The sequence below is a fragment of the Aminobacter sp. AP02 genome (assembly GCF_003148805.1).
Lineage (GTDB): Bacteria > Pseudomonadota > Alphaproteobacteria > Rhizobiales > Rhizobiaceae > Aminobacter.
In genome coordinates this window covers 38,975-51,446 of sequence record NZ_QGGX01000006.1, presented here as the reverse complement: position 1 = coordinate 51,446, position 12,472 = coordinate 38,975, and the positions used below count along the sequence as shown (strand labels likewise).

The 12,472-nt window shown below is 60.9% G+C and carries 12 protein-coding genes, 1 tRNA gene and 1 pseudogene; 4 read left to right on the top strand and 10 right to left on the bottom strand.

What is annotated here, in order from left to right; all coding sequences use genetic code 11:
• Positions 1-45: 45 nt before the first annotated feature.
• The 4 genes and pseudogenes from C8K44_RS09190 to C8K44_RS09175 all read right to left on the bottom strand — a co-directional run bounded on the left by C8K44_RS09190 (position 46) and on the right by C8K44_RS09175 (position 4,305).
• Complete coding sequence (locus C8K44_RS09190) at positions 46-996, bottom strand: sugar-binding transcriptional regulator (protein WP_109575481.1); 951 nt, start codon at positions 994-996, stop codon at positions 46-48.
• Between the two features lie 186 nt (positions 997-1,182).
• Positions 1,183-3,024, bottom strand: a complete 1,842-nt coding sequence (locus tag C8K44_RS09185; RefSeq protein ID WP_109575480.1) for an autotransporter outer membrane beta-barrel domain-containing protein — start codon at positions 3,022-3,024, stop codon at positions 1,183-1,185.
• A 270-nt stretch (positions 3,025-3,294) separates the two neighbouring features.
• Positions 3,295-4,116: pseudogene (locus C8K44_RS09180) on the bottom strand (sulfatase-like hydrolase/transferase); the annotation flags it as partial.
• Between the two features lie 112 nt (positions 4,117-4,228).
• A tRNA-Met gene (locus C8K44_RS09175) sits at positions 4,229-4,305 on the bottom strand.
• A 383-nt stretch (positions 4,306-4,688) separates the two neighbouring features.
• Here C8K44_RS09175 and C8K44_RS09170 point away from each other — a divergent pair.
• Positions 4,689-5,642, top strand: a complete 954-nt coding sequence (locus C8K44_RS09170; RefSeq protein WP_109575479.1) for a Gfo/Idh/MocA family oxidoreductase — start codon at positions 4,689-4,691, stop codon at positions 5,640-5,642.
• 77 nt (positions 5,643-5,719) lie between these two features.
• Here the strand turns inward: C8K44_RS09170 and C8K44_RS09165 are convergent, their stop codons facing one another.
• Together C8K44_RS09165 and mnmA are read right to left on the bottom strand one after the other, a co-directional pair.
• A complete protein-coding gene (locus C8K44_RS09165; RefSeq protein ID WP_109575478.1) occupies positions 5,720-6,073 on the bottom strand; it encodes a DUF1232 domain-containing protein in 354 nt (117 codons plus the stop codon).
• A gap of 10 nt (positions 6,074-6,083) precedes the next feature.
• Positions 6,084-7,274 (bottom strand): tRNA 2-thiouridine(34) synthase MnmA, encoded by a 1,191-nt coding sequence (mnmA, locus tag C8K44_RS09160; protein WP_109575477.1) that lies wholly within the window; start codon positions 7,272-7,274, stop codon positions 6,084-6,086.
• A gap of 268 nt (positions 7,275-7,542) precedes the next feature.
• Between mnmA and C8K44_RS09155 the strand changes: the two genes are divergently transcribed.
• A complete protein-coding gene (locus C8K44_RS09155) occupies positions 7,543-7,818 on the top strand; it encodes a DUF1153 domain-containing protein (RefSeq protein WP_013529904.1) in 276 nt (91 codons plus the stop codon).
• 80 nt (positions 7,819-7,898) lie between these two features.
• Here the strand turns inward: C8K44_RS09155 and C8K44_RS09150 are convergent, their stop codons facing one another.
• On the bottom strand, positions 7,899-8,825 hold the full coding sequence (locus C8K44_RS09150; protein WP_109575476.1) for an NADP-dependent oxidoreductase: 927 nt from the start codon (positions 8,823-8,825) through the stop codon (positions 7,899-7,901).
• A gap of 94 nt (positions 8,826-8,919) precedes the next feature.
• On the opposite strand from C8K44_RS09150, the gene C8K44_RS09145 reads away from it, so the two are divergent.
• Positions 8,920-9,330: a helix-turn-helix domain-containing protein gene (locus C8K44_RS09145; RefSeq protein WP_109575693.1), complete on the top strand. Its 411-nt coding sequence runs from the start codon at positions 8,920-8,922 to the stop codon at positions 9,328-9,330.
• Positions 9,331-9,409: 79 nt separating this feature from the next.
• Here the strand turns inward: C8K44_RS09145 and C8K44_RS09140 are convergent, their stop codons facing one another.
• Positions 9,410-9,787, bottom strand: coding sequence for a flagellar export protein FliJ (locus C8K44_RS09140; RefSeq protein WP_109575475.1), 378 nt, complete (start codon positions 9,785-9,787; stop codon positions 9,410-9,412).
• Between the two features lie 451 nt (positions 9,788-10,238).
• On the opposite strand from C8K44_RS09140, the gene ctrA reads away from it, so the two are divergent.
• Positions 10,239-10,934 (top strand): cell cycle two-component system response regulator CtrA, encoded by a 696-nt coding sequence (ctrA, locus tag C8K44_RS09135; protein WP_109575474.1) that lies wholly within the window; start codon positions 10,239-10,241, stop codon positions 10,932-10,934.
• 71 nt (positions 10,935-11,005) lie between these two features.
• On the opposite strand, the gene C8K44_RS09130 is transcribed toward ctrA, so the two are convergent.
• Together C8K44_RS09130 and C8K44_RS09125 are read right to left on the bottom strand one after the other, a co-directional pair.
• Positions 11,006-11,374, bottom strand: coding sequence for a response regulator (locus tag C8K44_RS09130; protein ID WP_109575473.1), 369 nt, complete (start codon positions 11,372-11,374; stop codon positions 11,006-11,008).
• Positions 11,375-11,699: 325 nt separating this feature from the next.
• Entirely contained in the window at positions 11,700-12,329 is a 630-nt protein-coding gene (locus C8K44_RS09125; protein WP_109575692.1) for a histidine phosphotransferase family protein, read from the bottom strand.
• Between the last annotated feature and the right edge of the window lie 143 nt (positions 12,330-12,472).

Sequence of the window (12,472 nt, the reverse complement as noted above, 5' to 3'; positions counted from 1 at the left end):
AGTATTCAGGACGGCGGCTGCCGCCCAAATTGTCGGGGATTTGGCTCAGCCGGCCAGCAAGGCGGCTGCGGTGCTCTCGTCGGTGATGAGGCCATTGACGAGGCGGCGGGTGATGGCGGCCAGTATGCCCGGCAGCTTGCGTTCGCCCATGGCGAGCGCCACGACCAGCGAGCGTTCGCGTGAGGGCAGGGGGGCGGAGGCGACGCGATCGTTGGTGATGCCGTCGATCAACCGGCCGTCGCGGTCAAAGGCCCAACCGACGATCTCGCCGACGGCACCCGCCTTCTGCAGCGCTTTGAGTTCGGCTTCGGTGATGAAGCCGTCTTCGTAGAGTGGCGCCTTGGGGCCCATGTCGCCGACGCCGACGAAGGTAACGTCGGCTTGCGCCGCCAGCGCCAGCGTCGGCTGGATCAGCGGCTGGCTATGCAGCATTTTCCGCTCTTCCGGCGAAGAGGCGATGGCCGGCAAGGGCATGGGAAAGCTGCGCGCCTTGATCGTATCTGCCATGTTGAAGATGACGTTGTAGAACGCCGCCGAGCCATCCGGCGAGATGTTGCCGGTCAGCGAAACCACCTTGTGGTGCGGGCATTCCATCGGCGGCAGCTGTTCGATCGCAGCCTTCAGCGTACGGCCAGTACCGATCGCCATGACGATCGGTTCTGCAGAGCGTAGCCATTTTTCGATCTCGGCCGCGGCGGCCTGAGCGATGCCGATCGTCGTCGACGACGAGTCCGGATCGCTTGGCGTGACCTCGACCAAATCAAGCGCGAAGCGCGAGCGCAGTCGCGCGGCAAGGTCGAGGCAGTTGGCGATCGGGTGATCGACGCGAACCTTGATCAGGCCTTCGGACATGGCAAGCGACACTAGGCGCTGTGCGCTCTGGCGCGACACGCCAAGCTTCGTTGCGATCTGGTCCTGGGTGTTGCCTGCGACGTAATAGAGCCATCCCGCGCGGGCGGCCTCGTCGAGCCTTGCGTTTTCTGTCCGGGAATTCATGCGTCGCGCCTCTGCTCAGTGCCAGCAGTTTCGCAGGGTTTGTGGAAATGCGCAATTGCCCAAGGATGCGTCATTTGCTCGAATGGTGATGCGCTAGTCGCCAGCCTAATGGCGCCGGAGTCGGCATCGCGCCGGATCTCCGCCAAGTCGCTGTCCCACGTCGAAGATACCCCCGGCGCGGCGTGCCTACCAGCTGTACCTCAATGAAGCGGCCGCCCCGTATGCGGAAACATTGCCGGAAAACTCGCCATTGAAGGATATTTTGGCCGACATGTTGTCGGAGATGCCAAATTCGGCGCCAGCATCTACAAGCAGTGCGTTGCGGTCCGGTTCTGCGCCATCCACGGTAAAGCTCGGCGCACCGAGGTTCTGGAAACTAGCCGTGACTGTGCGTGCAGTGTCGGCATTCCAGGCCCATGCGAGGCGCCCGGTCAATTTGATGCTGGCACTTTCAGTAGCGATGAGGTGCTCCAGACGTGCGCCAAGTTCGGTGCGGACGATGGACTCGGTGTGCGCCTCGTAGTTCAGCGCCATGGGCGCACTGCCGCCCTTGGACGTCTCGGAGTAGTCCGGCATGAAGTAGCTCGCCCCCTGCACCGCGCCATACGGCGTTATGGCTGCAAAGGACGTTTCGTGGCGGTATCCGGCTTCCAGGCGGCCTGACAGCGTGTGGGCGTCATAGTCGGCCTCGTAGTCGTTGCCCATTACTGCGCGCGAGGTGTCGACACTATTATAGGCGTAGGCGGCCGCGCCCGAAACATAAGCCTGGCCGAACGCGCTCGAACCGTAGACGCCGGCATTGAATATCCCGGCGCGGCCGGAGCCCAAGTCGTTGTCCAGAGAGAAGGTCGAGCCGGCGCCTCCGAGCGCCAAGCCGAATTTGCCGCCGTCCAGCTGACGGTCGAACCCTGTCGCGAGACCCCAACTGCGCGTGGTCAAGTCCGACGAGCCGACGCCTGCGTCTCCGTTGACGTCCTGTGCGCCACCATAGGCCGTACCCCACATGCGCCAGGGCGTTTCGAAACCAAGACCGGTCACATCGGCCGAATTCACGCCCGCTTTTGCGAGTTCGTTGTTGGCGGCTTCTGCTGCGCTCGGCGTGTCCCCGCCAAGGGCGGCTAGCGCCACCTGCGAGGACAGTTGTGTGGCGTCAGGCGAATAGCTGTTGAGCGGCGCGGGTTGCTGCGAAACCGGCAGTATGCTGCCAGAGCCCGTTACGAACGGGTCGCTGATCTGTGCCAGGAACATATAGGATGAATGCAAGGCAGATGAGATTGCGGCTGTCCCGACCTCTCCGGAAATGACCGTCAGGTCTTCCGCGCTGAGATCCGCAAATGCCGGTGGAAGTGTGTCATGCGCATCGAAGTAAGAAAGAAGCGAATTGGCGGCTGCCTGCTGGTTCTGGTTCAGCGTTCCATAGTCGGGGCGAGCCAGCCCGAAAGTCATCAGGAATGCGAGATCTTGCTGAATCTCGGACCACATTGATGATGATAGCTGCGAAAAGTTGGTGGAGTTGTTAAAAAATACAAACCTTCCACCTGAGTAATAAGAGTTTGTTGTTAGCGCGCCCCATTTGTAGGAGCCGTTCGCTTGGGATGCGACAGTGGAAGTCGTGAGAAACACCACATACTGCGTCCCGGCCACCAGAGTAACGCCCCCGGTGGTTATGGTAACGGGGCTGTAGGCGGCGCCAGAAGGGGCGGTGAAAACATCCGACTGGTAGAGCGCCGAACCCACTATGCGATTTGTCGACGGGTTCCACTCGTAGACGAAGGCTTGCGTCTGGGGCGCTGTTGCAGATGTGTGAGACAGATAGAACGTGAATTCATGCAGCCTGGTCTGTGCCGAGGTCGGAGTGATGGTTTGGCCGTAGGTCGCTGTATTCGGCACGCCGAATGACGAAATGAAACTGGTCCCATTCCACTCGGGACGGGTATCGATCACTTCATATGTCTGCGCCTGCGCGACACCTGAAATCGAAAACAGCGCAACTGTCGCTGCAATGAACAGCGTACCCCGCCCAACCATGTCGATTATTCCCCCTCAAGCCCAGCAGACGAATATTGCAAAGAATGGTCCGGAGCAATCGCCAACTGCACTCGGTTGCAAAAACGTGGCGCCGCGGCTGTAGGGCAGAGGTTGGTCTGGACACGTGTGCGCAGCGGGCAGGCAGAGTAACGAGGCGACATTCCGCGAACCGGTCCGCTTGTCGCTACAAGCGGGCCGGTCCGGCTCCAGGCTCAGTTCAATTTCACCGTCAGCTTGTCGATCGTTCCGGTAAAGGCGAACGGCACCTGATAAGTCGTCCGGCCATTCGGTAAGTTGCGTAGTCTCGGGAATGACGCCAAGGCGCTTCTGGTTGGCGAAAATCTGGTCGCGCATCGCGTTCCAGCCCATGTCGAACTTGCCTTTGAACTTGGCAATCCATTCGGGCGTCGCATGGTGCGGTGCATGGGTGGCACCGGGCGCGAAATAGATAAAGAACGGCTTGTCCGGCGCTGACGCGTTCAACTGCCTGATGGGTCGATCGCGTTGTCGGCCTCGTCGGTGATCAGATTGTAGCCGGGTTTGCCAACCCACGGGGAAATCTGGGTGTGGTCCTGGAAGGGGTAAGGCTGGCACTGGTTGGAGTCGCCACCATGAAGCTGTAGAAATAATCGAAACCCATGTCGGACGGCCATTGATCGAATGGCCCGGGACAGATGTACTGGAAGGATGGCGTGTTGTGGTTTTTGCCAAACCACGACGTGGCGTAGCCGTTTTGCTTCAGGATGGTGCAGGTCGTGGCATTGTCCACGCCAAACACGGAGTCATAGCCGGGATAGCCCGTCGCCTGCTCGGAAATCACCCCGAAGCCGGCCGAATGATGGTTGCGCCCGGTTATGAGTGCCGCGCGCGTCGGCGAGCACAATGCCGTCGAATGGAACTGCGTGTAGCGCAGCCCCATCTTCGCGACACGGTCGAGCGCTGATGTCGGAATGACGCCGCCGAAGGTCCCCGCTACCCCCTAGCCCGCGTCGTCGGTCATGATTACAGGATGTTCGGCGCACCCTTCGGCGGCACGATCTGCGGCGGCCAAACCGGCCGGTCGTTGAGACTTTCGGGGGCAGGGCGCCCCACGAGTGACAATCCTTTGAAATCAAGGGAACTCAACTGCAACGCGACGCGACATGAAGGCGGTTGCTCCACTGCTTTCATGCTGCCTAAGCTGCTGATTTATTTGAGAGGAGAGTGGTAGCGGGAAGTGGACTCGAACCACCGACCCCAGGATTATGATTCCCGTGCTCTAACCAACTGAGCTATCCCGCCAGGGTGGAGAAGGCTCGAAAAACTGTCTCGCAAGAGGCAGGCATCGATGCGTTCGCCAAGGTCGGGCGGATATAATGTCTGGATGACGAGCCTGTCAAGCAGTCACGTCGGGCAATTTCGGATTATTCCCAAGACGTATCGGCAGGTCATTTGCGCGACCCTTTGCGGCCGGGATTTCGCGGAACATTCTTCCACACCCGGCCATGATGGAAGCGCGCGCGCCCTGCTTGCGGCCTCGCCATGGGATTCGTCGCAAGCGGATTCGGTGCTGCGCCAGCGCGTCAACGCATATGAGCTAGGCGATATTGGCGCAGCGCGCGGGGTTGAGTTCACAAGGCGCGGCCATTATGTCTGCCGCGTAAACTCCCCCAGGAAAGAGCCTGATGAAACCGCGTATTGCAGTCCTTGGATGCGGATATTGGGGCGGCAATCACATCCGCACCCTGAAGTCGCTTGGTGCCCTTCATACCGTCTCCGATGTCGATCCGGCTCGTGCCGAGCGCTTTGCCGCCGAGCAGGGCTGCCTGGCCGTCACCCCTGATGAACTCTTTGCCCGCGACGACGTCGATGCCGTGGTCATGGCGCTGCCGCCGCAGTTCCACGCCGATTTTGCGATTCGTGCCGTCGAGGCCGGCAAGGACGTGCTGGTGGAAAAGCCGATCGCTTTGACCGTGCCTGACGCCGAGCGCGCCGTTAAGGCTGCGCGCGACAATGGCCGCGTCTTCATGACCGGCCATGTGCTCCGTTTCCATCCGGCGTTCGAGGGCCTCAAGGCGCTTGTCGACAAGGGCGAACTCGGCGATGTGGGCTATATCCATTCGCACCGCCTCGGCCTCGGCAAGTTCCATGCCGAAAACGACGCGCTGTGGGATCTTGCCCCGCACGATCTGTCGATGATCCTGGCGATCACCGGCACCGCCCCCATCGAGGTGCGCGGCGAGGGCGCTGCGGTGCTCAACCACCTCAGCGATTTCGCCCATCTGCACATGCGCTTCCCCAACGGCCTGCGCGGGCACTTGTTCGCCTCGCGGCTCAATCCCTATCGTGAGCGCCGGCTGACTGTCGTCGGTACCAAGGGCATGGCGGTGTTCGACGACGTCGAGCCGCAGGAGCGCAAGCTGGCCGTCTATCGCCACAATGTATGGCAAGATGGCGGGCAGTGGACGTCGACCATGAACGAGCCGACTTATATTCCGCTTGAAAATGCCATGCCGCTGACGCGCGAGCTCGAGCATTTTATCCATTGCATCGAAACGCGCGAAGAGCCGCGCACGGGCGCTGAAGAAGCGCTCGGCGTGCTCAGGATTCTGACCGCGGGAACGGTAACGCACGATTGAGCTGAAAGGGGATAGGGCAATGGGGCTGTTGCGGCTGCCCTACTGCCTTATTCCCCTTGGGATCGTCCCAGAAGCCACTAGCCGGCGAGGGCCAGGGTGGCAAGCCACACCACCACAACGAAGGCGAGGCCGGCCAGGCTCCGGGGCTTGGTGACAATTTCGGCCGCCTCGGCGCGGAAGCCGGCCATCAGTTCGGTCGGGATCATGCGGACAACCAGCCAAATGCCCAGAGGCACGATCAGAAGATCATCGAGATAGCCGAGAATGGGCACGAAATCGGGGATGAGGTCGAGCGGGCTCAGTGCGTATGCAGCGACGCACGCGGCGGCGAGCCGGGCGTACCAAGGCGTCAGCGGGCTGCGCGCGGCACGATAGAGCGCCACGACATCGCGCTTCAGGAGCCGCGCCCAGCGCTTGGCTGCTTCCAGCATGGTGACGGGATTATTCCGCAGCTATCGGTCCCGGCGTTGCCGCCAGCCGCGACAGCATCGCTTCGGCGTCGGCGTGGCGTTCGGAGCGCTCGATAAAGCCGCCGCCGAAGACGCGCGCCTCATTGCCATCGTCGGAATACAGCACGCAGGCCTGGCCGGGGGCTATGCCCGACTCGCCGTCGACCAACTCGACCCAGGTCGCGCCGTCGCGATGATGCAAAACGACGGGACGCGGCGGGCGCGACGAGCGCACCTTGGCGTAGAGTTCGAGGCCGCTTGCAGGCACGCCTGACAAGGCATCGTCGCCCAGCCAGTTCATGCCGCGCAGAAAGATCTTGTGTGTCTCCAGTGCCTCGCGCGGGCCGACGACGACACGCGCATGCTCGGCGTCGATATGGACGACATAAAGCGGCTCGCCCGAAGCGATACCAATGCCGCGGCGCTGGCCGATGGTGTAGCGCAGGATGCCTTCATGGCGGCCGAGCACGCGGCCGTCAATATGGACAATGTCACCGGGGTTGGCGGCCGACGGCCTGAGCTTGGCGATGATGTCGGAATATTTGCCCTGCGGCACAAAGCAGATGTCCTGGCTGTCCTGCTTGGCGGCGACCGTCAGGCCCATGCGCTCGGCAGCGGCGCGAACATCGGGCTTGGACATGCCGCCCAGGGGGAAGCGCAGATAGTCGATCTGATCCTGCGTGGTGGCGAAAAGGAAGTAGCTCTGGTCGCGGTCGGCGTCGACCGGGCGATAAAGCGCGCGGTGGGCGCCGTTCTGCTTGGAGCGGATGTAGTGGCCGGTGGCGAGAGCATCGGCGCCGAGCTCGCGCGCGGTGGCCAGCAGGTCGGCAAACTTGACGGTCTGGTTGCACGACACGCAGGGGATCGGTGTCTCGCCGGCGACATAGCTTTCGGCGAACGGATCGATGACCGCCTTGCGGAAGCGCTCTTCATAGTCGAGCACGTAATGGGGAATGCCGAGTGTTTCGGAAACGCGGCGGGCGTCGGCGATGTCCTGGCCGGCACAGCACGATCCGGCGCGGTGGGTGGCAGCCCCATGATCGTAGAGCTGAAGCGTGACGCCAACGACGTCGTAGCCCTCTTGTTTCAGCAGGCCGGCCACGACTGAAGAATCGACACCACCCGACATGGCTACAACCACGCGGGTGTCTTCGGGGCGTCCGGGCAGGTCCAGGCTGTTCATCGGGATTGCGTTCCGCTGTCTTAAGTTCGGCTGCATGCCAATGGCTGCAATATAGGTCAAGCCTCATCGCAGTACCACCCGCACCGGGCCGATGCGCCTTTTTCGGCGCGAAACCAGCCAACAGGGCAGATGGTTAAATTGCGGATTGAGAGTCTAACGATCCGTTCACGTTCGTTACTTAGCTCTTAGTACACGCTTAGGCAATTTTTAAAGCTGTGGCGCTAGTGTGGCAGGTGATTGGGTCTTTGAGTTTTTAGTAGAGAGTACGATGACCGATCTGGTTAGACCGCGTGTCAAATATGTTATCGGGCCGGACGGCAGCCCGCTTACGATTGCCGATCTGCCCCCGACCAACACGCGCCGGTGGGTCATCCGCCGAAAGGCGGAAGTGGTCGCGGCGGTCAGGGGAGGGCTGCTCAGTCTCGACGAAGCGTGCCAACGCTACAAGTTGACGACCGAGGAGTTTCTGTCCTGGCAGGCTTCCATTGACGAATACGGCCTTGCCGGCCTGCGCACCACGCGCATCCAGCAATACCGTCACTGACACCGGCCGTTGCGGCCAACCAACAAGGAAGGGTGCGGCTTGCCGCACCCTTTTTGTTTGCAGCTAGGTTTTTGGGAATTTTAGACCGTTAGCACCACCTTGCCCGCAGGCTTGCTCGCCAGGAAATCGTGAGCAGCGGCCGCCTCGGCAAGCGGGAAGCGCTTGGCAACATGCACCTTGAGCTTGCCGGCCTCGATCAGCTTTGCCAGTTCTTCCAGGCCCGCGCGGTCCGGGCGCACCGAAATGCGCTCGATCCTGATGCCGCGGCCGGCCGCTTCAGCCGCTGCCTTTTCGGTGACGCCGAGCAGGACGACGAGCGTGCCGCCTTGCTTCAGCACCTTCAGCGACTTTTCGGGATGGTCGCCGCCAAGCGCCTCGAAGACCAGGTCGACCATGCCCGCCTTCTCAACGAAATCATCCTTCGTGTAGTCGATCACCTCGTCGGCGCCGAGCGAGCGCACGAAATCGACCTTGCTTGGGCTCGCCGTTGCAATGACGTGGGCGCCTTTCGCCTTGGCGATTTGCACGGCGAGGTGACCGACCCCGCCCGCGGCAGCCTGCACAAGGACGCGGTCGCCGGCCTTGATGTGGCCAGCCGTCACCAGACCCTGCCAGGCGGTCAAGCCGGCTAACGGCAATGCGCCGGCTTCGACGTGGTCCAGCCCGTTCGGCTTGTGGGCAAGTTCAGCCGCCGGCGCCACGGTGAGATCCGCATAGGCGGAGGCCGCGGCCGGAAAGCGCGGCATGCCGAACACCTCGTCGCCAACCGCAAAGCCATTGGCGCCTGTGCCGACAGCCTCCACGGTGCCTGATACGTCCCAGCCGAGCACGAAGGGCGGTTCGCCGAGCAGGGGATAGAAACCGCCGCGAACGGCTGCGTCGACCGGGTTGACGCCAGCGGCCTTGACGCGGATCAGCACTTCACCTGCCTTCGGCTGCGGCGCAGGCTGCTCGCCAATCCTGAGCACTTCAGATCCGCCGACGGTGTTTTGGGTAATGGCACGCATGGACTGTCCTCCTTGGGATGAATGCAAGCTCACTATCATTTGGATAGTATCTTTACCTTGTCGAGTATGTACCTCGATGATATATAGGTACCCCATGGATAGTGAATGCGCCCCTGACACCCCCTTCGGCTATGACGCCTTCAGGCGCCACTGCATGTCTCACACCGTGCTCGAGATGCTGGCGAGCAAGTGGGTCTACCTGGTTGTCGGGGCTTTGAAGCCGGGCAGGCGGCGCTATGGCGAGCTTCAACGCAAGGTCGAGGGCATCACGCCCAAGATGCTGACGCAGACGCTACGTGTGCTGGAGCGGGACGGGCTGGTGCGGCGCGAAATCTTCCTCGTCATTCCGCCGCGCGTCGAGTATGAGTTAACCGATCTGGGGGGCAATCTTGCCGATCTGCTCAACCAGATCAGGGTCTGGGCGGAGCGTCACGCGCCTGAAATTCGTGATTCGCGCGCGCAGTCACTGGCTAGCGAGAATGTGCCCATTGAATATTCGGCCTAGGGCGCGGGCGCGCTCAGGTGGCGATGGACTGACAGCGCTGCTCGTGTTGGACTAAGCTTTTGAAAAATAGGCGGTGGTCTTAGCCGATCATGGCGCTTCGGCCGCTGGTCTCCGCGTCACGCGTGCTGCGGTCGCGCGATTCCAGCATTTCAGCCTTGGACAGCTCCGCTTCAGCTTCGGAGAGTAAGGATTCTGCAGTGGCGCGCTGTTGCGCCAGGTCTTGCTGGGAGTTTTTCAGATTGTCACGTCGTTGCCGTGCGGCTTTGGCGAAGGTTGGATAGGCAAAATGATTGAGATCAGTGATCCCTGCCTTCTTTTCCTCCGCAACGATCTGCAACTCCAGATCGTTGGCCATGCGGTCGAACTCGGCGATCATCGAATCGAGCTGCATCAGCTGCCGGCGCTTTTCGTTCACCTGAAACTGCTTGAGCCTGACCAGGTTCTCACGTGATTTCATGACCCGATACTCCCGAACACCGAAAAACGCACTTCTACTCGCCTACTCCGGCCCCAAGGGACCTTGCCGCACCCGAATCGCATATCAACACCCGGCTATGGAAAACAAACTTTTAAAGTTTTTCTCCGCCGGTAACCATTCGTTTACGGGCATCGTTAATCATACCCATCGAGACTTAAGACCCGGTAAAGATTCTGGTTTTCGCCGCGAATGTGATCGGGACGTGTCCGGAGTCGCTTAGTCAGCCTTGTTAATGCATCGCGTTAAGATGTTGACCGTGTGATTCATGTTTGGATTCAAGAGGGTGTATGCGCCGGTTAAAATTTCTGATATGGTCTTCCATACGAAATTAGGTTTTGTTAACCATTCGATGGCAGCCTCCGATTCAGTAGCACTGAGCCGGCATGGATTGGACCGCGAAGAGGTTCCGGCAGCAGAAAAGGGGATATGAATGCGCGTTCTGCTGATAGAAGACGACAGTGCAACCGCACAGAGCATCGAATTGATGCTCAAATCGGAAAGCTTCAACGTCTATACGACTGATCTCGGCGAAGAAGGCGTCGATCTCGGCAAGCTCTATGATTACGATATCATCCTTCTCGACCTGAACCTGCCCGACATGTCGGGTTACGAGGTTCTGCGCACATTGCGCCTGTCCAAGGTCAAGACGCCGATCCTGATCCTGTCCGGCATGGCCGGCATCGAGGACAAGGTCCGTGGCCTGGGTTTCGGCGCCGACGACTACATGACCAAGCCGTTCCACAAGGACGAGCTGGTGGCACGCATCCATGCGATCGTCCGCCGCTCGAAGGGCCACGCCCAGTCGGTCATCCTGACTGGCGATCTGATCGTCAATCTCGACGCCAAGACGGTCGAGGTCGGTGGCCAGCGCGTGCACCTGACAGGCAAGGAATACCAGATGCTGGAGCTGCTTTCGCTCCGCAAGGGTACGACGCTGACCAAGGAAATGTTCCTCAACCACCTTTACGGTGGCATGGACGAGCCAGAACTGAAGATCATCGACGTCTTCATCTGCAAGCTTCGCAAGAAGCTCGACGCGGCATCCGGCGGCCAGAACTTCATCGAAACTGTCTGGGGTCGCGGCTATGTGCTGCGTGAACCGGAAGAGCTTCGCGAAATCGCCTGAATTCTTGGACTACCTTCAGTCAAAACCCGGCCTCCGTGCCGGGTTTTTTTTAGAGTTTTTTTGAAGCTGACTCAGGCGGCTACGTCGAAGGCGCGGAAGCGGTCGATCAAATGCGGCCTTGTGAACGGCTTCAACAGGTAGCCCTGCGCGCCGGCGCGCTTGGCGCGCATGATGGCGCCGATGTCGACCTCTGTCAGGCAGATCGCGATCTGTGGCTTGATGCGGCCGTCCATGGCTCGGACGCGCCGGATGAATTCAGCCGGCGTCATGTCCTCCAATGCGCCGTCGACAACGATGATCTCGGGCATGTCGTAGGCGCACATGTCGAGGCCCTCGGCGCCGGTCGATGCTTCGACCACGACCAGGTCCGGGCCATTCAGGATGCGTTTGGCGACTTTGCGAATGACGCTCGAATCATCGACGAACAGGCAGCGCTTCATATCCCGGTCCTCTTTTCGGGAGCCGGACGCGTCAGGCGCGCCGGTGTGTTGGCTTAACCCTAGCGTGGTTGCGTAAAGAAGCAGAAAACCCGGATGGTAAAAATCTAGGAAATGGCAGGCTGCGGGACCCGAACCGGTCAGTCGGGGCGCGCGGACCGCATCAGGCGAGGGCGTGTCGCTTCACCATCAGGTCAGTAAAGTCGTTGCTAATATTCGCAACCGCGCGCCATCATTGCCGAAAATCATCTTGGATTTTCGGATTGATGCGGCAAGGCTGCCGCGATCTGCAAAGCAGTGCTTGGATTATACTGGAACGGTCCGCCGATCACTCGGCGGTCAGCAGGATCTCTTCCGGCGTTGCGTGGATCGAGATCGTCATGCCCGCTTCGCGCGCCAGAAGCAGCGTGTAGTAGGGTTGTACCGAATGGGCATCGATTGCCTCTTCCGGCTTGTGTCCGGAATGCAGTTCAAGGAACTTCGGTGGTACGCGAAGCATCGGTCCGCTGGCCGACAGGGTGAATTTCGGCGCGGCATCGACGTTTTCAAGCGTGACGCTGAGCTTGCCGCCGCGCGGGATCGCAGCATGGGCAACCAGAAGGAGGTTGAGCAGCAGCTTGACCTTGTTTTTGGGCAGCAGCGCGCGACCGCCGTTCCAGATCAGTTCCGGCTTCTCGTTCTTGAGGAATGCAGTGGCGACCGCTTCGGCGTCGCCGGTGTCGATCAGCATGCCGGCGGAACCAGCGGCCCCAAAGGCGATGCGGGCGAACTGCAGTCGCGCCGAGGCGTTGCGGGCGCTGGTGCGGATGAGGCGCATGGCGTCTTCGTCGGCGCCGCCTTCGTCGAGCAGTTCGAGGCCGTTGTTGATGGCGCCGACCGGCGAGATGATGTCGTGGCAGACCCGGCTGCACAGCAGCGCTGCAAGGTCAGGGGCGGAAAGCGTCAACAAATCGGCCATGAACGGCATCCCTCGGGCAAATGGCTTGAACCAATGGTAATGCGGCCACGGGACCCAGTCGTGCGAATCAGGGCTGGCCTTGCAGTCCTCTTGGTTACACAGCGCTGCCTCATGCGGCAAGAAACAGCAGCCAAGGCTAGGGC